Origin of the sequence: Phaeovulum sp. W22_SRMD_FR3 (genome assembly GCF_052113705.1) — a bacterium.
Taxonomy (GTDB): Bacteria; Pseudomonadota; Alphaproteobacteria; order Rhodobacterales; family Rhodobacteraceae; genus JBGQOG01.
This window is the reverse complement of the sequence record NZ_JBGQOG010000001.1, coordinates 272,371-296,859: the sequence shown is the minus strand read 5'-3', so window position 1 is coordinate 296,859 and position 24,489 is coordinate 272,371. Positions and strand designations below refer to the sequence as shown.

Genomic DNA, 24,489 nt, shown 5'->3' with positions numbered 1-24,489 from the left:
CCTCTTTTCGTTGCCGATCCGCCGCGCTACCTACAGGCGAGATGACCGGAGCTTTCGATGCTGTTGATGCGCCCCTTCCGTTCGGGCTGGATGCTGGCCCTGCTGCTGCCGCTTCTTGCGGCCTGCGCTGCACCCGGTGCGGGGCCGCAGGTCCGGCCCGAGAGCGAAATCGGCTATCCGGAATATGAGCCGGGGGCCGAAGGCACCGCCGACCAGCCGCTGAGCGCACGCGAGGCGGCCCGTAACTTTGTGGCGGTGGTGCGGGTGATGGAGCCGCAAATCGAGGCCGAATGCCGGGCCCGCACCGTCGGGCGCAATTGCGATTTCCAGATTGGCTACGGCGTGATGGGCGGGGCCTCGCCCAACGCCGCGCAGAGCCTTGGCCCCAATGGCGAGCCGATCATCGAATTCAACCTCGCGTTGATCGCCGAGGCGCGCAACCGGGATGAACTGGCCTTCGTCATGGGCCATGAGGCGGCGCATCACATCGCGGGGCACCTGCCACGGCAGCAAAATCAGGCGATGACCGGGGCGATGATTCTGGGGGCGCTGACCGCCGCCACCGGGGCGGATGATGCCACGGTGCGCGAGGCGCAGAACTGGGGCGCCACGGTCGCCAGCCGCGCCTATTCCAAGGAATACGAGCTTGAGGCCGATCAGCTGGGCGCCATCCTCAGCTGGAACGCCGGGTTTGACCCCGAACGCGGCGCGCTGTTCTTCACCCGTCTGCCCGATCCGGGGGATACTTTCCTCGGCTCGCATCCCGCCAATGCGCAGCGCATCGCCGTGGTTCACCGCACGGTTGAGGCGTTGAAACGGCAGGCGTCGCTGTCGGGCCTGCCTGCGGGCAGGCTTGCAGCCTACTGACCATTCGGCATCTTCGCGGCCCGGGCGCATGCCGTCCCGCATGCGGCGCGGAAGCGATAAGTCCCGGCAATCCATGTCTTTGCGCTACGGGAACCCGGAGAACCTCTGTATCGTTGCCCTCTCAGGCTGGCCGGGCTGTGGCTGTTCGGGCTGTGGCTGGCCGGGTTGCGGCAAGCGGGCCGGAGGCAGGCAGACCTGTGGCAAGCGGGCCTGAGGCAGGCGGGGGGAGGCGAAACCGATGATGTCAAAATGGCGCTGGTTGCTGAAGCGGTTCTTGCGCCATATCTGGGTGCGGGTTCTGGCCTTTGGCCTGTTGGGCGTGGCCACCGCGCTGGCCGCGATCTGGCTGGCGCCGCTGGTGCCGGATGATCTGTCGACCAAGCTGGGTGCGGATGCCGTCGGCTCGCTGCTGAACATCATGGCCACCTCGATGCTGGCCGTGAGCACGTTTTCGCTCTCGATCATGGTGCAGGCCTTTGCCTCGGCGGCGAATGGCGGCACCCCGCGTGCGACGGCACTGCTGCAAGGTGACAGCACCAGTCAAAGCGTTCTGGCGACCTTTATCGGGGCCTTCATCTATAGTCTCGTCGGGCTGATCGCGCTGAAAATGGGCGTCTACGGCAATGAGGGCCGCCTGATCCTCTATGCGGTGACCATCGTGGTGCTGGGCCTGATCGTGCTGGCGCTGCTGCGCTGGATCGCGCATCTGACCGGGTTTGGTCTGCTCGCCGATACGTTGGCGCGGGTGGAGGCGGCGGCCGCCACCGCGCATGCCACGCGGGCGGCCGATCCCTATCTGGGCGGAAACCCTGCGTTCGAGGGGCCGCCTGCCCGTGCCGAGGCGGTCTGCGCCGCCGAGGTCGGCTATGTGCAGCATCTCGATCTGGAAACTCTCTCCGCGCTTGCCGAAGAGAGTGGCGGGCGGCTCTTCCTTGCGGCGCTGCCGGGCAGTTTCGTGCATCCCGCCCGCGCATTGGCCTATGTCGAGCCGCTGCCCGCAGATCCGGCTCAGCGGCAGGCGTTCACCGACCGGCTGCGGGCCTGTCATGTGATCGGGCCGGCGCGCAGCTTTGATCAGGATCCGCGTTTCGGACTGATCGTGCTGGCCGAGATTGGCGCGCGGGCGCTGTCGCCGGCGGTGAACGATCCGGGCACGGGTATTGACGTCATCGGGCGGCTGCTGCGCGTGCTGTTGCTGTGGGAGAAGGCGGGGGCCCCCGAGGTGCGGTTTCCCCGTCTCTGGGTGCCGCCGGTTCTTGTGGAGGATATGCTGGCTGATGGCTTCGCGCCGATTGCCCGCGATGGTGCGGCGATGGCCGAGGTGCAGGTGCGGCTGCAAAAGGCGCTGCTGGCGCTGGTGCAGATCGACCCGGCACGTTTTGGCCCGGCTGCGGTGAAGCAATCGGCGGCGGCAGCGGCGCAGGCGGAGGCCGGTCTGTCCCTGCCGCAGGATCGCGCATGGGTTGCCTCGCTCGCGCAGGAGGTGGCTGAGGCCGCCGCCGGGGCCGCCGAGGCCCGTCCGGCCCCGGTCATCGCGTTCTGAACCTCGCCGGTGCCATGGGTTCCGGCGGCGGCCGCGAGACAGGGACGCTCAATCTGGCCCCCACATGCTGCTTGATCTGAATCAAGGTATCGCGCTGGGGAAGGGCAGAATGTGGTCCTCAGGTTCAGCCCTTGTCGGAAGTTCAGTCATGCCCGCTGCCCGTGTCCTCAACCGTCACGCCGCCTTGGTCAATCACATGGCCGAGGTGGCTGGGGTGGACATGACGGCGGCGCTGGGGGAGGCGCGGCTGACCCGCGAGGGCTGGGCCACGGCGGTGATGGCCTGTGTGGGCTGCGCCCGGCCGGATGCCTGTGACCAATGGCTAGCCGATCAGCGCGGGCCGGAGGGGCTGCCGGAGAGGCTGCCGGTGGCACAACTGCCGTCATATTGCCGGAATGCGGGGCTGATTGCCGGGCTGGCACAGCGCGAGGGAGAGCGTGACAATGGGCGTGATGATGCGTGACGATACTTTGCCCCAACGGCTGACGCGGGGATTGGCCTGGCGGATGGGCGTCGATCTGGCCGAAGCTGTGCAGGATAATTTCCTGACGCTGCAGGATGTCAGCACGATGGTGCTGCAATGCCGGGCCTGCGGCGACTGCGAGGCCTGCGCCGCCGCGCTGACGAGGGCCGAGGGGCCGGTGGCCGCGGCCCCGGCGGGCTGTCCGAACGGCCCCGTTCTGGGCGCACTGGCCGAGCTGCGCTGACCCATCGGCGTGGCGATGCCCGCCCCGGGTGCACCCAGGGTGCGCCCCGTTTCCGTGCAGTTTCCGGCGCGTCGCCCGCAGCGGTTTCGCCCATGGCGGTGCTCTGGGTGGATGTGGGCGGGATGATGTCAGCGGCAGATCCGGGGCTGTCCGAGGTCTTCCCGGCGATTTAGTCCGCCGCTTTAGCCTGGCGATTTGGCCCGTTGCTTCGGTCTGTCGTTTTGGCGCGCCGCGCGGTGCCCGAGCGCTTCATCTTCCCGCCCGCATTGCGCCTGCCCTTCCTGCGCCCGCCGTCTTGCCACGGGCGGCGGGTTTTGGCATGTCTGGGGGATGAAAATCATCGACAATGTGCTGAGCGACCGCGGCTCGAAATATGCGGTGTCGGGCGGCGCGGCGGCCAGCCGGGCCGAAGCGCAGGCCCTCGTCAGCACCTTGAAGCGCAGCAAACGCTTTGCCAAGGCCACCCATAACAGCTGGGCGGTGCTTCTGTCGGAGGGGCCCGAACCGATCAAGGCAGATGATGGCGAAGCCGGGGCCGGGGCGGTGATCCTGCGGATGCTTGAACGCGAGGGGCTCTATGATCATGTGATCGTGGTCACCCGATGGTTTGGAGGCACGCATCTCGGCGGCGACCGCTTTCGGCATGTGCAAACCGCGGTGCGCGCCTATCTCGAGACGCCTGACGCCTGACGCCTGACGCCTGACGCCTGACGCCTGAGTGCCCGATGCCTGAGCGTCACCGGGCGAGGCCGCGCTTGGAATCCCGCTGAGGTGGCACATGACGCGACGCTTGGCCCGCGTCCCGCGATTGGGCTGCCGCAGGCTTGCCGTCCGGCAGGGGCGTTGCCCGGTCTGATGGGTGCAGCGGGCTCGGGGCGATTCTGTCACAGGACGGGATCCGGTTTCCCTCAGTTCCCAAGGGCAATCCGCATCTTGCGCCGCAGGGACGCGGCGGCCACGTACCCCATGTCTCGTGCGGCGCAGGTGGAAGCGGACCGCGAAACGCGCAGAATACAAACCTGTAATGGCTGCAGCAGCTGGGTATTTCGGTGGGGGGGGTGTTTTCACATCCGGGAGTGTATTTGCTGCACTTCAGGAGGAAAGTGGCAGCCCGTAGGGGAGTCGAACCCCTCTTACCAGGTTGAAAACCTGGTGTCCTAACCGATAGACGAACGGGCCGCTGTTGCCTCGGTGACGTTCTTTTCAGTCCGTACCGCGCTTGGCGTGAGGGGGGTTTTAGGGTAGGACGCGGGGGGGCGCAAGAGGATTTTTGCGGTTTTTTGAATTTTTTCTGACGCCCCGCGTTTTTCCCTTATATTTAAGGTTATCAGGCGGTTGCAGCGTCCTCCAACCGCAGTTGCACCTTGTTGCGCCCGCCCCAGCTGTTGATTTCCAGCCGCCCGGCCAGATGGAATCTCGCCGCCCCGGGGTTGGACAGCATCGGCCCGAGCGGCCCGTCAAAGGCCCCGAATGCGATAGCGTCGATCTTGGGGCCGAAGCCGTCCGAGAAGCTGAAGCGCAGATGGCTCTCGCCGACCTGACGCATGCCCGAGACCGCCATTGCCGCAAAGGCAAAGCGCGGGGCAGGGGCGCCCTGACCAAAGGGGCCCGCCTTTTCGATTTCTTCGATCAGCGCCGGGGTGACGGCGCCGGGCATCAGCAACCCGTCCAGGCGCAGGTCGCGCGGACCGCCGCTTCCGGCCCCCTGCCGCGCAAGGAGGTCGGCCAGCCGCGCCATCGCGGCCTCCAGCTTGCCCTCTTCCACCGTCAGGCCCGCCGCCATCTTGTGGCCGCCGCCTTTGACAAACAGCCCCTCGGCCGCCACCCGCTGCACGGCGGCGCCCAGATCGACGCCGTTCACCGAGCGGGCCGAGCCCTTGCCGATGCCGCCATCCAGACCGATGACCACGGCGGGGCGGTTGGTCGCCTCTTTCAGGCGGGCGGCAACGATGCCGACCACGCCAGGGTGCCAGCCCGCCCCCGCCGCCCAGACCAGCGGCCCTTCCAGCCCGCGCGCCTCGGCCTGCGCCAGCGCGGCGTCGCGCACGCGGTTCTCGATCTCGCGCCGCTCGGTGTTCAGCGCATCCAGCCGCTCGGCCAGGGCCTCGGCCTCGTGCTTGTCCTCGGTGGCCAGAAGGCGCGCGCCGAGATCGGCCGCCCCGATCCGCCCGCCCGCATTCACCCGTGGCCCGAGAAGAAAGCCCAAATGATAGGTATTGGGCGCCTGATCCATCCGCGAAATATCGGCCAAAGCCACCAGACCGGGCCGGTCGCGCCGCGCCATGATTTTCAGCCCCTGCCGTACGAGGGCGCGGTTCACCCCCACCAGCGGCGCCACATCGGCCACGGTGGCCAGCGCCACCAGATCAAGCATCGCGATCAGGTCCGGGCCTTTGACGCCCTCGGCGCGCAGTTGGCGGTTCGCCTCGACCAGCATCAGAAACACCACGCCCGCGGCGCAGAGATGGCCCAGATCGCCGTCCTCATCCTGCCGGTTCGGGTTCACCACGGCCAAGGCATCGGGCAGCGTCTCGCCGCCCAGATGGTGGTCGAGCACCACGACATCGGCCTTGGCCGCCGCCGCAATCGGCCCGTGGCTGAGCGTGCCGCAATCAACGCAGACGATCAGGCTGTGGCTCTCGGCCAGTTCGGCCATGGCCGCTTCGTTCGGCCCGTAGCCCTCGTCAATCCGGTCGGGGATATAGAGCGTCGCCTGCCGCCCCATCGCCCGCAGCCAGACCAGCAAGAGCGCCGCCGAAGCCCCGCCATCGACGTCATAATCGGCGAAGACTGCGATTTTCTCCCGGTCCTTCACTGCCTTGAGAAAGCGCGCGGCGGCCTTTTCCATGTCTTTCAGCTTGTGCGGATCGGGCAACAGCTCGCTGATTTTCGGCTCCAGAAACCCCGGCGCTTCCGCTGCCGTCACCCCGCGCGACACCAAAATCCGCGCGAGGGGCAGCGGCAGATGCGTCTCCTGCGCCAGTGCCTCGGCCAGACGATCCGCCTCGATCCCGGGGCCGATCCAGCGGCGGCCGGTGGCTGAGGCTTCGACATCAAGAAAGGCGGTCATGGCGGCTCCGGGGTCTGGGGCAGCGGGGGGCTGCAAATGCAAAAGGGCCGGCGCCGGAGGTTGCTCCGGGCCGGCCCCTTGCCGAGAGGTTTAGATCACTTGATCGGGTTGCGGTAGATCATCCGCCGCACCGAACCGGTTTTCGAGCGCATCAGGATCGTCTCGGTGGTCAGATGACCCGGCTCGCGCTTGATCCCTGCCACGATCGAGCCGTCGGTGACGCCGGTCGCGGCAAAGATCACATCCGAGGTGACCAGATCGTCGCGCGCATAGATGCGGTCGAGATCGGTGATCCCGGCCTTGCGGGCGCGGCCGCGCTCGTCATCGTTGCGGAACAGGAGGCGGCCCCACATCTGGCCCCCCATGCATTTCAGCGCCGAGGCGGCCAGCACACCCTCCGGCGCGCCGCCCGAGCCCATGTACATGTCGATGCCGGTGATCTCGGCTTCGGCGCAGTGGATGACGCCCGCCACATCGCCATCGGTGATCAGGCGGATTGCGGCACCGGTCTGGCGCAGCTCATCGATCAGGTCTTCGTGGCGCGGACGCTCGAGCACGCAGACGGTGATGTCGGTCATCGCGCAGCCGCGCGCATCGGCCAGTGCCTTGACGCGCTCGGAGGGGGTCATGTCGAGGCTGACCACGTCTTTCGGATAGCCCGGGCCGACGGCCAGCTTGTCCATGTAAACGTCGGGGGCGTGCAGCAGGGTGCCGCGCGGCGCCATGGCGATCACGGTCAGCGCGTTCGGCATGTCTTTCGCGGTCAGCGTGGTGCCTTCCAGCGGGTCGAGCGCAATGTCCACTTCCGGCCCATTGCCGGTGCCGACCTCCTCACCGATGAACAGCATCGGCGCCTCGTCACGCTCGCCCTCACCGATCACCACGACACCTTTGATGTCGAGCATGTTCAGCTGTTCGCGCATCGCGTTGACGGCGGCCTGATCGGCGGCTTTCTCGTCACCCCGGCCAATCCAGAGCGCCGAAGCATGGGCGGCGGCCTCGGAGACACGGGCGAGGCCCAGCGAAAGCATGCGGTCGTTAAAGTCGATAGGGGTGCTCATATTCATTCCTGTTTGCGGTTTCGCAGGGGCTGGCCGCATCTAGGACGAAGCCTGTAACAGCCACAAGTGTGAGAGCGCTAACATACGATTAAGTCACCGCAGTTGCGATATTATGGCGGGGATTTCGGCCTGAAACCGCGCAAGCTGATGGTGAAACCGGCATCTGTTGTCCGACCGGCTGCCGCAAGGGCAGGCAGGGCGTGCCACCGATCTGAGGCGCAGGCCGGTGACGGGGCTCAGGCCGGGTCGTGGCAGACGAGGCAGAGCTTGTTGCCATCCGGATCGCGCAGATAAGCGCCGTAGTAATCGGGGTGGTAATCCGGGCGCAGACCGGGTTCGCCCGCGTCGCTGCCGCCCAGACGCAACGCCTGTGCATAGAGCTGATCGACGGTGGCGCGGTTGGGTGCCAACAGCGCCAGCATGGTGCCATTGCCGACGCTGGCGGGCTGGCCATCCTCCGGGGTCATGATGACGAACAACGGCCGCCCGCCGCCCGCCGGTTCCCACGCCGCCCAGGGGCGCGCGGGCGTGTGAAAGCGCAGGCGGTGCCCGAGGCCGGTCAGGAGCGGGTCGTAAAAGGCAAAGGCGCGGCTAAAATCCTGCACGCCAAGGGTGGTGTGGCTGAACATGGCGACGTGCTCCCGGTCCGTTGCACCCGGCTTGCGGGGATAGGGGGCGGGCGCCCGGTGCGGGCGCCGCGCGGTCAGACTTCCTCGATGCGGATCGCGACCGGATCGCCGTCGACCACGCCGGTGGCGGGCAGGCGGGCAATCGCATGGTCAATCGCGTCGCGGGTGGTTTTATGGGTGACGATCAGCACCGGCGCGGTGGTGTCCTCATGGCCATATTGCCGCATCCGGCTGATCGAAACCCCGGCATCGCCGAGCACGGTGGCGACTTTCGCCAGAGCGCCGGGTTTGTCGAAAAGCTCCAGCCGCAGATAGAAGGGGGCGGGCGCATTGGCGCGGGCGGCGGTGGGGGCTGCAAGCTGCGTGGCGGGGGTGCCAAAGGTGGGCAGGCGGGTGCCGCGTGCAATGTCCATCACATCGCCCATCACGGCGCTGGCGGTCGGGCCTTCGCCCGCGCCCGCGCCGCGCAGCACGATCTGGCCGACGCTGTCGCCCTCGAGCACCACCATATTGGTGCCGCCCTGCAGCTGGCCCAGCGGGCTTTCGGCGGGCACGAGGCAGGGGGTCATCCGCTGCTCCAGCCCGCGACCGGTCATCTGCGCCACGCCCAACAGCTTGATCTTATAACCCATATCGCCCGCACGGCGGATATCGTCGATCGAGATGCGACCGATCCCCTCCAGCTCGACCGTGTCAAAGCTGACCTGAGTGCCGAAGGCGATGGAAGCCAGCAGGCTGAGTTTATGCGCCGCATCAATGCCGCCCACATCGAGATTGGGATCGGCCTCGAGATAGCCCAGAGCGCGGGCCTCTTCAAAGACGGTTTCATAGGAAAGGCCCGCGCTTTCCATCCGGGTCAGGATGTAGTTGCAGCTGCCGTTCATCACGCCCATCACCCGGCGCAGCGCATTCCCCGCCAGCCCTTCGGTCAGGGTTTTGATGACGGGAATGCCCCCGGCCACGGCGGCCTCAAAGCGGATCACCCGGCCCGCTTCCTCGGCCGCGAGCGCCAGCGCCTGCCCGTGATGCGCCAGCAGCGCCTTGTTGGCGGTGACCACATCCTTGCCACTGGCAATCGCGGCCTCCAGCGCGTTTTTGGCAGCACCTTCATGGCCGCCCATCAGCTCGACGAAAACGTCGACGTCATCGCGGCGGGCGAGGGCCACGGCATCTTCTTCCCAGGCATAGCCCGACAGATCCGCATCACGGTTCTTGCTGCGGTCGCGGGCGCAGACGGCGGTGATTTCAATCGGGCGGCCCGAACGGGCGGCCAGCAGGTCGGCATGGCGCTGCACGATCTTGACGACGCCAATGCCCACCGTGCCCAGACCGGCAATGCCGAGGCGCACGGGCGTCTGCCGCATGGTCCCGAGACGCGTGGACCCAAGAGCTGAAGGGGCGTGCGGCGCGGGCGTGGTCGGCATGGGAAACTCCTGATCCGGTTCTCTGCGATGTCTGTTAGCGGCTTCGCGGCGGGCATGCAACGCAACGATCCACCCGCCACCTGTCACAGGCCCCGCGCAGGCACAGAATGCGCCCGGGGGGGCGGTGCGGGCCTATTGATTGCGCAATCTTGTCGCGCGGGCCTGCAGGGCGGCTGCCCGGGCTGTCAGCGCGCGGGCCTCTTCTGCGGCGGTGGTCTCCGGGTTCACCCCGGGCGGCGTCCCGCTGCCCGCAGGCATTGCCAGAATGACATCGGTCGGCAAAAGCGTTGGCCAGTCGGCGTCAGACATGCTGGTGCAGGCGGTCAACAGGACCGGCAGAGCCAGACAGATCAGCAGGGGCGGCAGGCGGCGGGGACGTTGGGGCATGAAACCTCGGGCAGAGACGGGCCGCGGGGGCGCTCCCAGAGGCTGCGCGAGAATAGGCGGGCAAGGGGGCAAAGGGCAAGCCATCAGCGGCGCCGATCTGCGCCCCGGCACCAAGGCCCGGATGGTAAGGCCCCGGCAAGAACGCTCCGGGGCTATTGCCGCGGGCCTGCCGCTCCGGGCCTCCCGATCTCCGGGCCCGGGGCCGCGGCACCTCCGGCATTCACGCAAAACCTGCGCGGCGGCCGCGGTCGGCGCTTACTTGGTGTCGTTCCAGACAATCTTGGTGCCGCGCGGCCGTGTCACCACGAAATTCGAGAATTTGATGCCCGACCCCAGACCGACGCGGGTGAAGATATTCTGTCCGGTCGTGTCCTGGTTGAGCGAGAGGGCCTTGTCCCCGATGCTGAAGATCGGGTCATATTCCATCTGCGTCTCGATGATGATGGCGGTGTCGCCCTCGGCCAGAACCGGAATCCGGTTGGTTTGGGTCAACAGCGTTGAGTTCGTCTGCAGGCTTTTGTTGTCGGTCGCATAGGATTTGTCCACCCGATAGGCCTTGGCGTTGGCATCCCAATGGATCAGCGTGACACGGATCCAGCTGTCGATCTTGGAATCCGCCACGAAATCATAGACTTTCGCCAAGCCAGCGACGTATTTCGGGCCAATGGACTGCGTCTCCCGCGAGACGAGATCGGCCACGGTATGCGCGGCGCGGGTGGCCAGCCCTTTGTGCCGGAAAGATTCGAAAAACTGGTAGGAGATCATGAACCAGCCCAGCAAAAGAACCGAGCCGAACAACCCCTCGATCGGCATCGCCCCGCGCGTGTCGTGCCAGAAACCCTGACCCAGACGCCGCCCAAGCTGGCGCAGAGACCGCAAGACAGACATCCTATTCTCCTCCCTTCGAGCGGGGCTCGTTGACGAAGGCAGTGTTGGCGACCAGCGCGATGCGGCCGGTGGCAGGGTCGCCGATGGCTGCACCCAGACCAGAGGTTGGCATCATCAGTTTCGACAGCAGGCAGACCCGCATCAGCACCAGTTGGTTTTCCGCGCCGCGGTCCAGCGTCGGGGTCGGCTGCGTCGCCAGACTTTTGTCAATGCAGTTGGGGGTGCTCGTGGAGCTGGTCGTGGCCCAGGTGGTCTTGTCCACCTCAAACAGCTGAACGCGCAGGTTGGTGGTGCAATCCGAGATGAAGGCGATATTCTTGCAGATCGACGACTTCAGCTGCGCCTCGGTCGGAAAGTCGGCAATGCCGAGTTGCAGGATCCGCGCGGTCAGGCTGACCCCGCGCTCCAGCAAGACCTGCTTGAGCATCATCACCGACATTTCGACGGATGAGAAAAAGATCATCAGAAAGAACGGCAGGAACAGCATGGCGGGCAGGGTCGAGGCCCCGTCTTCGCGCCGGGTCCAGCCGACAGCCCGCAGCCGCAGACGCCAGGATGAAACAGGTGCCAGCATCAGTTGGTCAGCCGCAACGAGTTGATGTTGGCCGCGATCTCGCTGAAGGCCTGGTCCAACTGTGAGCTGTCGACGTTGTAATAGGTGCCTTCCGAGGTGGCGCAATCCTTCAGCACATTGGCCCCGGCAGTGGGCGCATCGACGGCAATCGTAAAGATCAGCACGCCCCGCGTTTTGTCTTTGGCCAGATCACAGATGGCTTCCAGGTTGCCGTCTTTGTCGGTGAACTCGGACTGCACGGCCATGGTGTTATAAAGCGCGGTGGCGTTGTTGTAGGGTTTGCCCAGCCAGGTCTCGATCACATATTGCAGCGAATAACTTGCCCACAGGTCTTCGTATTGCCACTCGGTCTTGCCATAGGTCGTGGTGGTATAGGTCGTTTTGCCCGTGTACCTGTTGTAGCTGGATGTCGTCTTGCAGTAGCAGGGCTCGGTCTGCCAGCCGCCGGAGGAGGAGAGGTTGTACCATTTGTACGAGCCGCTTTTGTTCGGGTCGTAATAGTACATCTTGTTGTCAGATTTATCGGTGATCAGCCCGGAAAAGCCGGTGCGATAGGCGGGTTTCGTCGAGTAGGAACGGGTGTTCTGACCATCCGTCATCAGCACCATCACCTTCATCGTATCCTTGTCGTCATAGGCAAAGGGGCGGCCTGCGAGATCGCCGCTGATCTTGAGCTTGCCGATCAGCGATGTCACCACGCCCTGCGCGGCGGGGTCGAGCAGGGCGAGGCCCCATTTGGCGCCCACATCAATCGCGGTATCACCCCCGGCCACCAGATTGTTGATCTTGGTGGTGATGGTGGATTGCGTGCTTTCAAAGGCCAGCACCGAGGCAAAGCCGTCATTCGGGCAGTTCAGGATGTTGGAGGGCGAGCTTTGCACGGACCATGTGCCCTGACCCAGGGCATATTGCCCCTTATAGTCAAAGCTGTTGCCATACATCGTGCGTTGCAGCGGCGTGGTGTTGTAGATGGCCATTGCCGAAAAATCGGCGCTGGTGAAATCGGCGCAGGTATTCTTGGTGTGATCGGTCGACAAAGCGAATTCGCCGCCCAGGGTCGTGCCCAGCGTCACCTGTTGGTTATAGGGCACCACCGAAATCGCCAGCTTGCCCGGCTTTGAATTGGGCGGCTGCACCATGGTGAACATCTTGGTGACGAATTTGTTGGCGGCCGCTTGCAGCTTGGAAATCCGCGTGCCGCCGCTCACGGTATCGTTCATCGAGCCGGAAATATCGAGCACCATCGAAATCTCGACATTGCCGATGCTTTCAATGGCTTTCGACTGCGCTGGCGTGTTCAGCGTTTTGATGTTGAACGCCTGATCCAGGAAGGTGGTCTGCATCTTGTCGGTGGCCTTCACCTCGACCGAGCGCCATTCGCTGTAATTGCCCTTTTTGACATCGGTCGTGTAGGTCAGCCCGGCCATGCCTGCCTTGGTCAGGTAGTCATCCACCACCGCTTTCGGATCGAGGTTCTGGCTGAGATCTGCGGCGGCAAGCGAGGCGCGGTCGAGCGTGGATTGCATCGCGACGCGGCGTTCTTCCTGCCGGGCAAAGTCGATGGCCATCCCGGTGATCAGTAGCATGGTCACCATCAGAAACAGGCTGAGGATCAGCAGGCCGCCGTCTTCGGCACGGCGGAAATCGCGGCGGTCGGGCGCGCTGGGGCCTGCGGCGGACAGGAGGGGGGCTGAGGCATCACCCGCTCCGGCGGCGGTGCCCCGCGGGGGCATGCCGTCGAGCGGGGCTGACAGATCCAGATCCTGAGTTTCATACCGCATCATATCTATCCTCATGCCGCGTGCTTTGCCGAAAGCCCGGGACGTCCTTCTGGACGCAATGGCCTCTTGATCCGGCATCATTGCCGAGCGCTGGGGCGAAATTGAGGCATGGGACATTGGTGCGCTGCGGCATTGGTGCGGGCTTGTGAACAATGGCGGGGCGGCTCGCGGACTGTTGCGGCGGGCGCGCCTTCCGCCGCAATCGGGCCACAATCGGTTAAGAGTTTCTGCGGGGTTTCACGTGTCTGATGGCCGATGGCCCGCTGCGGTCCGGGCGGCGATTCGCAGGCGCGGCGATCGGTTCGGGTGCTGGTTCGGGCGCTGGTTCTGGGCGCTGCGTGGGGGGGGCGGCACGGGCTGCGGCCCCAGGGTCGCGCTGCGTTCCGGATTGGTCCCTGACATCGCGGGCAGACCCGGGGGCGGCGAGAGAGATGGGGAAAGCCGGGCCGGGCCGATGCACATTCCGGTATCGCCGTGCGAGGGCATGGACTCTTGCCCGCCCCGGCCCAATATAGACGGCATGAGTCTGCCACCCGGTTTCCTCGATGAATTGCGCAACCGCGTCTCCATCTCTCAGGTGGTGGGGCGCAAAGTGCTGTGGGATCCGCGCAAGTCCAATCAGGGCAAGGGCGACATGTGGGCGCCGTGCCCCTTCCATCAGGAAAAATCGGCCTCGTTCCATGTGGATGACCGCAATGGCTATTACTATTGCTTTGGCTGCCACGCCAAAGGCGACGCGCTGAAGTTCATTCAGGAGACCGAGAATGTCGGTTTCATGGAGGCGGTCGAGATTCTGGCGCGCGAAGCGGGGATGCCGATGCCCGCCCGCGATCCGCAGGCGGCGCAAAAGGCGGACCGGCGCAGTGAGCTGGCGGCGGTGATGGAAGAGGCGGTGCGCTGGTTCCGGCTGCAATTGCAGACGGGGGCCGGGCAGGCCGCGCGCGACTATCTGGCCGGGCGCAAGCTGGGGCAGGCCGCACAGGACCGTTTTGAGCTGGGTTATTCGCCCGATAACCGTCAGGCGCTGTTTCACGCGCTGACGGGCAAGGGCATTGCGCCCGATCTCATCGTGGATGCCGGGCTTTGTGCCCGCCCCGAGGGCGGCGGCGAGCCCTATGACCGCTTTCGCGGCCGCATCATCTATCCGATCCGCGATGCGCGCGGGCGCTGCATCAGTCTGGGTGGCCGGGCGATGGACCCGAATGCGCGGGCGAAATACCTCAACGGTCCCGAGACGGAATTGTTCGACAAGGGCCGCAGCCTCTACAACCATGGCCCGGCGCGCGAGGCCTGTGGCAAGGGGCAGCCGCTGATCGTCTGCGAAGGCTATATGGATGTGATCGCGCTGGTTGAGGCGGGCTTTGGCGGCGCGGTGGCGCCGCTGGGTACCGCGGTGACCGAGGATCAGCTGCGCATGATGTGGCGGGTGCATCCCGAGCCGGTGATCGCGCTGGATGGCGATACGGCGGGCACGCGGGCGGCGCTGCGGGTGATCGACCTGGCGCTGCCGCTGCTGGAGGCGGGGCAGGGGCTGCGTTTCGCCGTGCTGCCCGCGGGGCAGGACCCAGATGATTTGCTGAAATCCGGTGGCGCTGCCGCGATGACCAAGGTGATCGAGGGCGCGCGGCCGATGGTTGACCTGCTCTGGCAGCGCGAAACCGAAGGCAAGGTGTTTGACAGCCCCGAACGCAAGGCCGGGCTGGACAAGAGCCTGCGCGCGGCGATCAAACGGATCGCCGACCCTTCGATCCGGTCGCATTATGGCGATGAGATCAAGCGCCTGCGCGAAGCCCTCTTTGGCACCGCGCCGCGGGGCGGCGACGGGTTTCGGAGCGATGGATTCCGCACCGAGGGATTTCGCAGCGAAGGTTTTCGGGGAGAGGGCTTTGGCAAATCCGGCGGCAAGGCCCCCCGCGCCGCCAATACCACCGGGGCCGCGCGCAAACCGCAGGGCAAGCCCTGGCAACAGGTGCAGGTCCTGCCGCAGGCCAGCACACGTCTTTCCGCCCTAGCGGGCTCGGAAGAGGGGGTGACCGAATATCTGGGCGAGGCGATGGTGCTGGCGATTTTCGTGGCGCAGCCTGCGCTGGTGATGACCTTTGAAAGCCAGCTGGAAACCCTGCATCTGACCCACCGCGATCATCAGGATCTGCGGCAGCTCTTGCTGCGTCTGGCGCATCAGCCCGGGCGCCTCAACCGCGAAGAAATTGAGGAAGCGGCCCCCGAAGAGGTTGAAACCCTGATGTCGCTGCCCCATGTGCGCATAGCGCCCGCCGTGCGCCTCGCCGAGGATCCGGAAACGGGGCGTCTTGGGCTGGCCGAAGCTATGGCCAAACTCGACGCCTACCGAATCGCCCGGTCCGAGATCGAACATGCCATGCGCGACATGGAAGCGCTGGTGGATGAAGGGGTGACTTGGCGCCTGAGCCAGGCCGCACGCGCTATCGAGCGGGCCCATAAAGGCCCCGAGGCCGAAAGCCGCCAGTCGGTGAAAGCCTCGAACGGTCTGGAGTTGGATAAGGAAGAGCTTGATTTATCTCGGGAATTATTCTCGAAGATCGACTTTTCGCGCGGGGGCAAGCCCCGTAAATAGGCCGCATCCACTGTCCGTTTCGCGGGCGGTCGCGGCATTAACCCCGTTGAAAAACGGCGCTGAAACAAGGATGGGGCCTGCATGTTTTCGACCTCTGTGATTCGCCCGAATGATTCGATAGAACGGTGGATATGATTCGATCCGTTTCCCGCGGAGCTGCGAACCCAACCCGACCTGAAGCCCGACCAGACCTGAAGACTGTGTAGACCTGAAGACTGAGCCCGCCCAGTTCTGAAGACCGAGGAGCCCCCATGGCCGCAAAAGACAACGACGACGCCAAGCCCGAAGAGCAGGACGTTGAGCCCTCTCTTGATATGAGCCAGGCGGCGGTCAAACGGATGATCGCCGAAGCGCGCGAGCGCGGCTATATCACCTATGACCAGCTGAACGCCGTTCTGCCGCCGGAACAGGTGTCCTCCGAGCAGATCGAAGACGTGATGTCGATGCTGTCGGAAATGGGCATCAACGTCATCGAGAACGACGAAGCGGAAGAGGGCGAGAGCGGCGGTGAGCTGGTCGAGGTCAATTCCGGCACGCGCGATGTGGCGGTGTCGAGCAGCACCACGGAAACGCTGGACCGCACCGATGACCCGGTGCGGATGTATCTGCGCGAGATGGGCTCGGTGGAACTGCTGAGCCGCGAGGGCGAGATTGCCATCGCCAAGCGGATCGAGGCCGGTCGCAACACGATGATTGCTGGTCTGTGCGAAAGCCCGCTGACCTTTCAGGCGATCACCATCTGGCGCGACGAGCTTCTGAACGAAGACATTTTGCTGCGCGACGTCATCGATCTGGAGGCGACCTTCGGCCGCTCGCTCGATGAAGAGGGCGAAGTGGACGAGCCTGTGGTCGCCGGTCTTGACGTGTCGGCGGCGCCGAAGCGTCCGGCCAGCGATGAGCCGGAGCTGGATGCCGATGGCAACCCGCTGGGCCGCAGCGATGACGACGATGACGACGATGAGGGCACCAACATGTCCCTCGCCGCGATGGAAGCGGCGCTGAAGCCCAAGGTTCTGGAAACCCTGGAAATCATCGCGCGCGACTATGCCGGTCTGGCTGAAATGCAGGACATGCGGATGTCGGCCACGCTGAACGAGGATGACAGCTTCTCGGGCACCGATGAGGCGGCCTATCAAAAGCTGCGCTCGGAAATCGTTTTGCTGGTGAACGAGTTGCACCTGCACAACAACCGGATCGAAGCGCTGATCGACCAGCTTTACGGCATCAACCGCAAGATCATGTCGATCGACTCCGGCATGGTGAAACTGGCCGATGCCGCGCGGATCAACCGCCGCGAATTCATCGACGAATACCGTGGCTATGAGCTGGACCCGAACTGGCTGGACCGTATGGCCGCGAAATCGGGCCGGGGCTGGCAGGCGCTGATCGAGAAAAGCCGCGACAAGGTGGAGGAGCTGCGCTTTGAAATGGCGCAGGTCGGCCAGTATGTCGGCGTCGACATTCAGGAATATCGCCGCATCGTGAACCAAGTGCAGAAGGGCGAGAAAGAAGCCCGGCAGGCCAAGAAGGAAATGGTCGAGGCCAACCTGCGTCTGGTGATCTCGATTGCCAAGAAATACACCAACCGCGGCCTGCAGTTCCTCGATCTTATTCAGGAAGGCAACATCGGCCTGATGAAGGCCGTGGATAAATTCGAGTACCGCCGCGGCTATAAATTCTCGACCTATGCCACCTGGTGGATCCGTCAGGCGATCACCCGCTCGATCGCCGATCAGGCGCGCACCATCCGGATTCCGGTGCATATGATCGAGACGATCAACAAGCTGGTCCGCACCGGCCGCCAGATGCTGCATGAAATCGGCCGCGAACCGACGCCGGAAGAGCTGGCCGAAAAGCTGCAGATGCCGTTGGAAAAGGTCCGCAAGGTGATGAAAATCGCCAAGGAACCGATCAGCTTGGAGACACCGATCGGGGACGAAGAAGACAGCCAGCTGGGCGACTTCATCGAGGACAAGAATGCGGTTCTGCCGCTGGACAGCGCCATTCAGGAAAACCTGAAGGAGACGACGACCCGGGTTCTGGCCAGCCTTACCCCGCGCGAAGAACGGGTTCTGCGGATGCGGTTCGGCATCGGCATGAACACCGATCACACGCTGGAAGAGGTGGGGCAGCAGTTCAGCGTGACGCGCGAACGGATCCGGCAGATCGAGGCCAAGGCCTTGCGCAAGCTGAAACATCCGAGCCGCTCGCGCAAATTGCGCAGCTTCCTCGATCAATAAGATCACGGCATTCAGATCAGGCGCCCCCCGGGGCGCCTTTTCATTTCGGAGGTAGGATGCACAGCCGCTTTACTCTGCAAACCCACGGCGCCGGCCTCTATGAGTTCACCCGGCAGGTGCAGCGCTGGGTTGAAAGCGCGGCGGTGGAGGAAGCGCTGCTGACGCTGTTTGTCCGTCACACCTCGGCCAGCCTGCTGATACAAGAGAATGCCGATCCCGAGGTGCAGACCGATCTCGCGGCCTATTTCCACCGGCTGGTGCCGCCCAGCAGTGACCCGTCGATGGCCTATCTGACCCATACCTATGAGGGGCCGGATGACATGCCCGCGCATATCAAGGCGGCATTGCTCCCGGTCAGCTTGCAGATTCCTGTGATTTCCGGACGCATGGTGCTGGGTACATGGCAGGGAATTTACCTTTTCGAACATCGTACCCGGCCGCACCGGCGCGAGGTGGTGGCGCTGCTGCGCTGAGTCTTGGCGGCCACAGGCGACAGTCTGTATCTTGTGGCTGAAAAAACCGTCTACCCAACGAATCGGCTCGCCCCTATAGTGTTGCGATAACGGGGGGGCACACCCTCGACATGAGGCGGTAACAACAGCAAAAAGGGGGACGCCATGCGATGCCCGTTCTGTGGCAATGTCGATACCCAGGTGAAGGATTCTCGCCCGGCAGAAGACCACGTCGCCATCCGGCGGCGGCGCTTCTGTCCGGCCTGCGGCGGTCGCTTCACCACCTATGAGCGCGTGCAGCTGCGCGACCTCGTGGTGGTCAAGACCTCTGGCAAACGCGAAGATTTTGACCGCGGCAAGCTGGAGCGCTCGATCCGCATCGCCATGCAGAAACGCCCGATTGAGCCGGAGCGCATCGATCAGATGATTTCCGGCATCGTGCGGCGGCTGGAGAGCCTGGGCGATACCGACATCCCGTCGCGCTCGATCGGCGAGATCGTGATGGAGACATTGGCGCGGATCGACACCGTGGCCTATGTGCGTTTCGCCAGCGTTTACAAAAACTTCCAGGCGGCGGACGATTTCGACAAATTCGTGAGCGAGCTGCGTCCCCCCGTGGCCGACACCGAGTGAGCGAGGCGGACCGGCGCCATATGGCGCTGGCTTTGTCGCTGGCGCGGCGGGGGTTGGGCAATACCTGGCCGAACCCGGCGGTGGGCTGCGTTCTGGTGAATGCGGGCCGGATCGTCGGGCGCGGCTGGACGCAGCCCGGCGGGCGCCCGCATGCCGAGCGTGTGGCCCTGGCGCAGGCGGGCGATCTGGCGCGCGGCGCCACGGCCTATGTGACGCTCGAGCCTTGCTCGCATCATGGCAAAACCTCTCCCTGTGCCGAAGCCCTTGTGGCGGCAGGTATTTCCCGTGTGGTCAGCGCGCAGACCGACCCTGATCCGCGCGTCTCGGGGTGGGGGCATACGCTGTTGCGGGCCGCGGGGATTGCCGTCGACGAGGGGGTGTTGGAGGCTGAGGCGCGGGCGTTGCAGATCGGCTTCTTGTTGCGGGTGACCGAGGGGCGGCCGATGCTGACGCTGAAGCTGGCCACCTCATTTGACGGACGCATTGCCACCGAAAGCGGCGAAAGCCAGTGGATCACCGGGCCTGATGCGCGGCGGTGGGTGCATGCACAACGCGCGCGGCATGACGCGGTGATGGTTGGCGGCGGCACGGCGCGGGCCGATGATCCATTGTTGACGGTGCGCGGCTTGGGTGTCGCACGGCAACCGGTGCGGGTGGTGGCGTCGCGGGCTCTTGACCTGCCCCGACGGGCGATGGCCGCCTCGATCACGCAGGCCCCGCTCTGGCTTTTGCATGGGGCCTCCGCTTCGCCATCTGCGCGGGGCTGGTGGCAGGATCAGGGCGCTCAACTGCTCGAAGTGGCGGAAACTGCAACGGGATTGTCGGCGCCGGAGATGCTGCGCGCGCTCGGCCAGGCCGGGCTGACGCGGGTGTTCTGCGAGGGCGGCGGCCAACTGGCGGCGGCGCTGCTGGACGCGGATCTCGTGGATGAGTTGGTCGGGTTTACCGCGGGACTGGCGCTTGGCGGTACGGGTCGGGCAGCGGTGGCGGCGATGCGGCCTCAGAGCTTGGCGGCATTTCCGCGCTTTGATCTGGCATCAGAAAATCGGGTGGGTATGGACCTTATGCACCACTGGATCCGGCGGCGCTAACGCCACAAATGCGCCCGACTGGCGAGGGCACCTTGCAGTTTTGCCAGGAGCCGGTTGCCAAGACCGGCGCGCGGGACGCGGCCCGAGGCCAACCGTTCGGCCACCACCTCGGCCGGGCAGGGCAGGCCACTGACGGGGTCGCGGTAGCGCGGGTAGGCGATCAGCACTGCATGGGCCAGCTGAGCCAGATCGGGCCGGGCCTGACGGCGCGCGGGAACGGGCCCCAGGTCACGCGTCAGCCCCCAGCCGGCATAAAACGGCGCCCCGAGGCAGGTCACTTTTTTCCCGCGAAGCAATGCTTCAAAGCCGAGCGTCGAGGTCATGGTCCAGACCTCCTCCACGCGGTCCATCAAGGCGACAACGTCCGTTTGCGGCACGATCATGTCGGCATAGCGCAGTGCCGTATCCCCGAGCGCGCCGGGCCGCAATCCGGCTTCAACATCGGGGTGGGGTTTGAAAAGGATAATTGCTTCCGGATTTTCCGCTCGTACTCGCGCCAGCAATAGCAGATTTGTACAAATCTCTGTCGTGCCGAGCCGGATCGACGCATCGTCTTCCACCTGGCCGGGCACCAGGATCCGATGACCTTCCGGCAGTTCAGGAACGGTGCCGCCGAGATTGTATTTGGTCAGCCCGGCGCGGGTGATCTGAAGCATCAGCCGCTCAATGCGGGCGGTGCCGCCGGGGGGCGGGGTGGCAATCAGCGTCTCAAGGTCGCTCGGCCGGGTGGGATCGTAGTAGATGCCGCGCCGATCCGTGACCAGCGAGAGCGGCGCCACCAGATCCGCGCCCAGGCCACGCGAGCGCAGGAAGCCGTCCTCAACCCGGCGCAGGGGGATCTGGGGCGGTGTCACCGCCGCCAGTTCTGCAGCGCGACCGGCCCAGGCCAGCAGACCCCGGCCTTCCCGCGCGGCACGCTCCGCCGCAGCGGCGGCGGGCGCGGCAAAGCGCAGGGATTTTTCGCCGCCAAAGAACTGCTGCAGCGGCTTGCGCTTCCACAGCCGCATGCCAAAGGCGACATGCCCGTGGCGATCCTCGCGCCAGGCGCGTGTCTGCGCTTCCAGCTGGTCGACGGCCGCTTCAAAGCTGCACAGACGGTCGCGACAGGGGTCGTACCATGTGGGCGCCACCAGATAGGCGACGGCAAAGAGCTGTGCCCGGGTCAGCACCCGGGTCCGGCGCGGCACCGGGTTCTCGTCTTGCGTCAGGCCCCAGCCACCGTAAAACGGCTGGCCAAACACCCGGGGCTTGTGGCCGGCGAAAATCGCCTCCAGCCCCAGTTGCGAGCTGACGGTATAGACGGCAATCGCCCCATCCAGCAGGCGCCAGGGCGAGACGGGCGTGTCCAGCAAGGTGATGCGCTCGCTGGCATGCGCGGCGGTGTAATGCCCCGCACGCAGGCCTGCGCGGGTTTCGGGATGCGTCTTGATGACGATCCGCGCGCCAGGGTTCTCAATCTGCGCCACCGCAAGCATTTCACGAAAGCTCTGTGCGGTGGCCGCGCCGTATCGGATGGAGGCATCGCCTGCGGTCTGATCCACAACCAGCACATAGCCGGGAGCCGGGGCGGCCAACTCGGGATCAAAATTGTTGTATTTCGATAGATCGACGGCCTTAAGCCGGGCCATACCATCGCGTGCACGCTGCAAAAGTGCTGAATCGTCCAGCCTTTCGCGGGCCAGCAGCCGCTCCATGCGCGAGCGGGTCTTGCTGTCGAAATGCACGCCCTCGGGATCAATCAGCAGGCCCAGCGGGGCCTCTCCCAGCCGTCCCGGCTGGACCGAGCGCAAAAAGGCATCCTCGATCCGCACAAGGCCCGCGCCGCGCCGGGCGGCAATCGCTTCACCGCGGTGGGCATAGGGGCTGCGTCCCCAGACCCCCACCTGATCGTCGGGGCCGGGCAGGCCGAAACGGAGCTGGTATCCTGCGAGCGTCAGGATCCGGCGCAACCGCGGTTGCGTCACAAAGCCGCCGTTGTAAACGAAAAGCCGCCGGGGCGGGGCCCCGGCGGCGGCATCACGCGCATCCACTGACATCAATTGCCGAGGTTGGTGACCGCATTGGCCGAGGTCACCGGCCCGGTCAGCGCGGCCAGCGTTTTCTGCCATTGGACATACGGCGCTTCGGTCACATATACGGTGTCGCCATCGCGGATCGCGAAATCGCGGGCGAGGAACATGCCATTCGGCGCGGTGAGGTTCAGCACATAGACCATGCGCTGATCACCGGTCAGGTCATTGCGACCCAGCACCGCATTGGCGACCTCTGCCGGTTCGTTGCGGAAGACGAATACGCCTTTGGGATCCGCCAGTTGCGTTTGCAGCCCGCCCACCGTCGCAATCGCCTCGATCGCCGAGAGCGAGCCGGTATCGAAGGGCACGCGACTTTGCGCGCCGGTGGCGCCGAGCGCGGTAAAGGCGCGCTTGTCTTCCTCGACCAGCACCACGTCGCCCGGCCGCAGCGCGATGTCGAGTTTGGGATTGGCGTACAGATCGCGCAGCCAGACCTTGCCGGTGCTGCCGCCACGTTTCACCGTGATTTCAGCCACATCCGGTTTGACCGTGACACCGCCCGCTTTGGCGATCATTGCCGAGAGCGTCCGCGTGGGGCGCTCGATCGGGTACACGCCTTGGCCGCCAATGGCGCCCAGCATCGAGACCGTCGCCCCATTGCCCGCGAGGCGTTGCACCGTGACCTGCGGATCCGGCGTCTGCGTGTCCAGCTTTTTGGTGATCAGCTGGCGAAGTTGTTCGGGCGAGTTGCCCGACGCTTTGACGCGGCCGGCATAGGGCACGAAAATATACCCCTCGCCGTCCACCTGCATTTCCGTCAGCCGGGTTTCTTTGGTGCCCTGCGTCGCCAAAAGCCCCTGATCAACGTTTTCCCACACGGTCAGGCCCACGGTATCGCCGGGGCTGATGGTGTCGGAGCCGACAAGACCGGCGTTCAGGAAGCTCGGCGAAAAGCCATAGGTCGGGGTGACGGCGGTGGCGCGGGTGACATAATCGTTCACCTCAACGACAAAGGAATCGCCTTTGCGCTGCACCGAGCCTGCATAGATCTCGCGCTTGTTGGGCCCTGTACGGGGCAGCCCGCAGGCCGCCACACTGGTTACAAGCACCAACAGGGCGAGCGCGCGCGCCCCATTGTGGGTCATTTTCTGCACTGATCAGGTTCCTCTTTGCGGGCAACTGCCTCAGGTTTTGCCTGCAACCCTACAGAAACAGGCTTTAAAACGCTAGCGGGGTTATTCGACCAGCCTTAGCTGTTGCCGTGGTGCCGCATTGCCCGAGGTGAGCGCTTCATAGGGGTCTTCGGTCGCCAGGAGCATGTCGACAACCTGGCGCAGCAATTGCCGCCGCCCCTGCGCGCTGTAGTAGCCGCCGGGGATCTGCGAGGTCTCCAGCAGATAGGCGCGGTATTCGCGATAGGCTTTGGCATCGGGGCGCCGGGGCTGCGCGAAAAACTCTGGCAGGGGTTGCGACGAGACAAACTCCGGCTTGTCATAGACGGCACGGCCAAAGGCGCGCAGCGCCAGCCCGCGCCACAGCACTTGTTGCCCGGCGGTGGAATTGACGGTGACCGCGCTGCGGGCCTGTGCCAACAGCTGCGCCAGCTTGCCGCCGCGCACAAAATGCACCCGGTCCTGCACGCCGTGCTCGGCGGCAAAGGCGCGGATCTTGGCCTGCACCGCCACCCGGCCATCTTCGAGCGGATGCGCTTTGAAAACAAGGTGATGATGGGTCGGCGCGCCCTTGGCAAAGCCTGCGATGCACAGCTCCAGAAACTCGCTCATCGTGGAAAACGGCGAATGCATCCGGAAGCTCGCATCATGCTCCAGCTGCATCAGCACGAGGTGATAGGGAAAGCCGCCGATGCGGATGCGCGAAGTGGCGATCCAGCGCTCCAGAATATGCCAGGGCAGCAGCAACAGGCGGCGCAGGTAGAGATGGAATTCCTGAAACACCGTCAACTCGCGATGCGGGCGAAACAGCCGGTAGGGGCCGTTGGCCACCATGACGAAGAAATGGTAGAGCGCGCCATAAAAGATGTGTTGCCGCATGTCGCCCCAGCGGCTGGGGGCGGGGTGCTGCTCGACCTCGGACTGGGCGAGCGCTTCGCGCATTTGCGGCACGGACATCTGCATCAGCCGCGAATGGCCGTTTGAGCCGCCGCGCTCATAGGTGATCCAATAGGGGCGCAGATAGCCCTCTTCAAAGACATGCACGGTGATGCCGCGCGCCTGTGCTAGGGCGATGGCGGCGGCGTGGATCGGCCGCGTGTCGCCATAAAGCACGAGGTCGGTGATTCCCTTTTCCGCCATCAGCGCCGCGCAGCGTTCGGGCCAGGCCTCCGGGCTGCCGGTGAAGCGGATCAGGCTGGGCTGATGGAACCAGAAATTCTCGTCGCCTTTGTTGAAGGCCACGCGCCAGGTGCCACAGCCCGCCTTGCGCAACATCGTGCCCAATTGCTGAAACCACGGGCCATGCGGGCCCTGCAGCAACAGAAACTGGCGATCCTGAGCCTCGGCTTGCGGCATATTCCTTGC

21 protein-coding genes and 1 tRNA gene are annotated in these 24,489 nt (G+C 65.2%); 10 read left to right on the top strand and 12 right to left on the bottom strand.

Going from position 1 to position 24,489, the window contains the following annotated elements; genetic code table 11:
- The first annotated feature begins 57 nt into the window (after window positions 1–57).
- The 5 genes from ACEN2S_RS01400 (at window position 58) to ACEN2S_RS01380 (ending at window position 3,807) form a co-directional block, all read left to right on the top strand.
- The gene (locus ACEN2S_RS01400) at window positions 58–867 is read left to right on the top strand and encodes a M48 family metalloprotease (RefSeq protein WP_441861359.1); all 810 of its coding nucleotides are present in this window, start codon (window positions 58–60) and stop codon (window positions 865–867) included.
- A gap of 238 nt (window positions 868–1,105) precedes the next feature.
- Window positions 1,106–2,410, top strand: a complete 1,305-nt coding sequence (locus ACEN2S_RS01395) for a DUF2254 domain-containing protein (RefSeq protein WP_441861357.1) — start codon at window positions 1,106–1,108, stop codon at window positions 2,408–2,410.
- 148 nt (window positions 2,411–2,558) lie between these two features.
- Window positions 2,559–2,873, top strand: coding sequence for a DUF6455 family protein (locus ACEN2S_RS01390; RefSeq protein ID WP_441861355.1), 315 nt, complete (start codon window positions 2,559–2,561; stop codon window positions 2,871–2,873).
- Window positions 2,854–3,117 carry a DUF6455 family protein gene (locus ACEN2S_RS01385; RefSeq protein ID WP_441861353.1) on the top strand — a complete coding sequence of 88 codons (264 nt, stop codon included), beginning with the start codon at window positions 2,854–2,856 and terminating at the stop codon, window positions 3,115–3,117. The genes ACEN2S_RS01390 and ACEN2S_RS01385 overlap by 20 nt, the downstream gene beginning before the upstream one ends.
- Before the next feature lie 330 nt (window positions 3,118–3,447).
- Window positions 3,448–3,807: a YigZ family protein gene (locus ACEN2S_RS01380; RefSeq protein ID WP_441861351.1), complete on the top strand. Its 360-nt coding sequence runs from the start codon at window positions 3,448–3,450 to the stop codon at window positions 3,805–3,807.
- Window positions 3,808–4,221: 414 nt separating this feature from the next.
- Here ACEN2S_RS01380 and ACEN2S_RS01375 read toward each other — a convergent pair.
- From ACEN2S_RS01375 to ACEN2S_RS01335, 9 genes are all read right to left on the bottom strand, one after another.
- Window positions 4,222–4,296, bottom strand: a tRNA-Glu gene (locus ACEN2S_RS01375).
- Window positions 4,297–4,444: 148 nt separating this feature from the next.
- Window positions 4,445–6,187: a single-stranded-DNA-specific exonuclease RecJ gene (gene recJ / locus ACEN2S_RS01370; protein WP_441861349.1), complete on the bottom strand. Its 1,743-nt coding sequence runs from the start codon at window positions 6,185–6,187 to the stop codon at window positions 4,445–4,447.
- Between the two features lie 95 nt (window positions 6,188–6,282).
- The gene (gene glpX, locus ACEN2S_RS01365) at window positions 6,283–7,248 is read right to left on the bottom strand and encodes a class II fructose-bisphosphatase (protein ID WP_441861346.1); all 966 of its coding nucleotides are present in this window, start codon (window positions 7,246–7,248) and stop codon (window positions 6,283–6,285) included.
- Window positions 7,249–7,484: 236 nt separating this feature from the next.
- Window positions 7,485–7,877, bottom strand: coding sequence for a VOC family protein (locus ACEN2S_RS01360; RefSeq protein WP_441861344.1), 393 nt, complete (start codon window positions 7,875–7,877; stop codon window positions 7,485–7,487).
- Between the two features lie 74 nt (window positions 7,878–7,951).
- Window positions 7,952–9,241, bottom strand: coding sequence for a homoserine dehydrogenase (locus tag ACEN2S_RS01355; protein WP_441861342.1), 1,290 nt, complete (start codon window positions 9,239–9,241; stop codon window positions 7,952–7,954).
- Window positions 9,242–9,433: 192 nt separating this feature from the next.
- Entirely contained in the window at window positions 9,434–9,688 is a 255-nt protein-coding gene (locus ACEN2S_RS01350) for a hypothetical protein (RefSeq protein ID WP_441861340.1), read from the bottom strand.
- A gap of 255 nt (window positions 9,689–9,943) precedes the next feature.
- Entirely contained in the window at window positions 9,944–10,576 is a 633-nt protein-coding gene (locus ACEN2S_RS01345; protein WP_441861338.1) for a TadE/TadG family type IV pilus assembly protein, read from the bottom strand.
- A 1-nt stretch (window position 10,577) separates the two neighbouring features.
- On the bottom strand, window positions 10,578–11,150 hold the full coding sequence (locus ACEN2S_RS01340) for a TadE/TadG family type IV pilus assembly protein (RefSeq protein WP_441861336.1): 573 nt from the start codon (window positions 11,148–11,150) through the stop codon (window positions 10,578–10,580).
- Entirely contained in the window at window positions 11,150–12,931 is a 1,782-nt protein-coding gene (locus ACEN2S_RS01335) for a TadE/TadG family type IV pilus assembly protein (RefSeq protein WP_441861334.1), read from the bottom strand. Before ACEN2S_RS01335 ends, ACEN2S_RS01340 begins: the two co-directional genes overlap by 1 nt.
- A 520-nt stretch (window positions 12,932–13,451) precedes the next feature.
- Between ACEN2S_RS01335 and dnaG the strand changes: the two genes are divergently transcribed.
- The 5 genes from dnaG (at window position 13,452) to ribD (ending at window position 19,940) form a co-directional block, all read left to right on the top strand.
- On the top strand, window positions 13,452–15,524 hold the full coding sequence (dnaG, locus tag ACEN2S_RS01330; protein WP_441861332.1) for a DNA primase: 2,073 nt from the start codon (window positions 13,452–13,454) through the stop codon (window positions 15,522–15,524).
- 251 nt (window positions 15,525–15,775) lie between these two features.
- On the top strand, window positions 15,776–17,764 hold the full coding sequence (rpoD, locus tag ACEN2S_RS01325; protein WP_441861330.1) for an RNA polymerase sigma factor RpoD: 1,989 nt from the start codon (window positions 15,776–15,778) through the stop codon (window positions 17,762–17,764).
- Window positions 17,765–17,820: 56 nt separating this feature from the next.
- On the top strand, window positions 17,821–18,237 hold the full coding sequence (locus tag ACEN2S_RS01320; protein WP_441861328.1) for a secondary thiamine-phosphate synthase enzyme YjbQ: 417 nt from the start codon (window positions 17,821–17,823) through the stop codon (window positions 18,235–18,237).
- Between the two features lie 144 nt (window positions 18,238–18,381).
- Window positions 18,382–18,849 (top strand): transcriptional regulator NrdR, encoded by a 468-nt coding sequence (nrdR, locus tag ACEN2S_RS01315; RefSeq protein ID WP_441861326.1) that lies wholly within the window; start codon window positions 18,382–18,384, stop codon window positions 18,847–18,849.
- Complete coding sequence (gene ribD, locus ACEN2S_RS01310; protein ID WP_441861324.1) at window positions 18,846–19,940, top strand: bifunctional diaminohydroxyphosphoribosylaminopyrimidine deaminase/5-amino-6-(5-phosphoribosylamino)uracil reductase RibD; 1,095 nt, start codon at window positions 18,846–18,848, stop codon at window positions 19,938–19,940. The genes nrdR and ribD overlap by 4 nt, the downstream gene beginning before the upstream one ends.
- Here the strand turns inward: ribD and ACEN2S_RS01305 are convergent.
- The 3 genes from ACEN2S_RS01305 to ACEN2S_RS01295 form a co-directional block, all read right to left on the bottom strand.
- Complete coding sequence (locus ACEN2S_RS01305) at window positions 19,937–21,976, bottom strand: capsular polysaccharide biosynthesis protein (RefSeq protein ID WP_441861322.1); 2,040 nt, start codon at window positions 21,974–21,976, stop codon at window positions 19,937–19,939. The two genes, ribD and ACEN2S_RS01305, sit on opposite strands and share 4 nt — an antisense overlap.
- Window positions 21,976–23,097 carry a polysaccharide biosynthesis/export family protein gene (locus ACEN2S_RS01300; RefSeq protein WP_441861827.1) on the bottom strand — a complete coding sequence of 374 codons (1,122 nt, stop codon included), beginning with the start codon at window positions 23,095–23,097 and terminating at the stop codon, window positions 21,976–21,978. Before ACEN2S_RS01300 ends, ACEN2S_RS01305 begins: the two co-directional genes overlap by 1 nt.
- Before the next feature lie 90 nt (window positions 23,098–23,187).
- Window positions 23,188–24,480, bottom strand: coding sequence for a capsule biosynthesis protein (locus ACEN2S_RS01295; protein WP_441861320.1), 1,293 nt, complete (start codon window positions 24,478–24,480; stop codon window positions 23,188–23,190).
- Between the last annotated feature and the right edge of the window lie 9 nt (window positions 24,481–24,489).

Coding starts and splice junctions, on each gene's coding strand:
- ACEN2S_RS01400 (WP_441861359.1), top strand. CDS start 58: ATGCTGTTGATGCGCCCCTTCCGTTCGGGCTGGATGCTGGCCCTGCTG.
- ACEN2S_RS01395 (WP_441861357.1), top strand. CDS start 1,106: ATGATGTCAAAATGGCGCTGGTTGCTGAAGCGGTTCTTGCGCCATATC.
- ACEN2S_RS01390 (WP_441861355.1), top strand. CDS start 2,559: ATGCCCGCTGCCCGTGTCCTCAACCGTCACGCCGCCTTGGTCAATCAC.
- ACEN2S_RS01385 (WP_441861353.1), top strand. CDS start 2,854: ATGGGCGTGATGATGCGTGACGATACTTTGCCCCAACGGCTGACGCGG.
- ACEN2S_RS01380 (WP_441861351.1), top strand. CDS start 3,448: ATGAAAATCATCGACAATGTGCTGAGCGACCGCGGCTCGAAATATGCG.
- recJ (WP_441861349.1), bottom strand. CDS start 6,187: ATGACCGCCTTTCTTGATGTCGAAGCCTCAGCCACCGGCCGCCGCTGG.
- glpX (WP_441861346.1), bottom strand. CDS start 7,248: ATGAGCACCCCTATCGACTTTAACGACCGCATGCTTTCGCTGGGCCTC.
- ACEN2S_RS01360 (WP_441861344.1), bottom strand. CDS start 7,877: ATGTTCAGCCACACCACCCTTGGCGTGCAGGATTTTAGCCGCGCCTTT.
- ACEN2S_RS01355 (WP_441861342.1), bottom strand. CDS start 9,241: ATGCGGCAGACGCCCGTGCGCCTCGGCATTGCCGGTCTGGGCACGGTG.
- ACEN2S_RS01350 (WP_441861340.1), bottom strand. CDS start 9,688: ATGCCCCAACGTCCCCGCCGCCTGCCGCCCCTGCTGATCTGTCTGGCT.
- ACEN2S_RS01345 (WP_441861338.1), bottom strand. CDS start 10,576: ATGTCTGTCTTGCGGTCTCTGCGCCAGCTTGGGCGGCGTCTGGGTCAG.
- ACEN2S_RS01340 (WP_441861336.1), bottom strand. CDS start 11,150: ATGCTGGCACCTGTTTCATCCTGGCGTCTGCGGCTGCGGGCTGTCGGC.
- ACEN2S_RS01335 (WP_441861334.1), bottom strand. CDS start 12,931: ATGCGGTATGAAACTCAGGATCTGGATCTGTCAGCCCCGCTCGACGGC.
- dnaG (WP_441861332.1), top strand. CDS start 13,452: ATGAGTCTGCCACCCGGTTTCCTCGATGAATTGCGCAACCGCGTCTCC.
- rpoD (WP_441861330.1), top strand. CDS start 15,776: ATGGCCGCAAAAGACAACGACGACGCCAAGCCCGAAGAGCAGGACGTT.
- ACEN2S_RS01320 (WP_441861328.1), top strand. CDS start 17,821: ATGCACAGCCGCTTTACTCTGCAAACCCACGGCGCCGGCCTCTATGAG.
- nrdR (WP_441861326.1), top strand. CDS start 18,382: ATGCGATGCCCGTTCTGTGGCAATGTCGATACCCAGGTGAAGGATTCT.
- ACEN2S_RS01305 (WP_441861322.1), bottom strand. CDS start 21,976: ATGTCAGTGGATGCGCGTGATGCCGCCGCCGGGGCCCCGCCCCGGCGG.
- ACEN2S_RS01300 (WP_441861827.1), bottom strand. CDS start 23,097: ATGACCCACAATGGGGCGCGCGCGCTCGCCCTGTTGGTGCTTGTAACC.
- ACEN2S_RS01295 (WP_441861320.1), bottom strand. CDS start 24,480: ATGCCGCAAGCCGAGGCTCAGGATCGCCAGTTTCTGTTGCTGCAGGGC.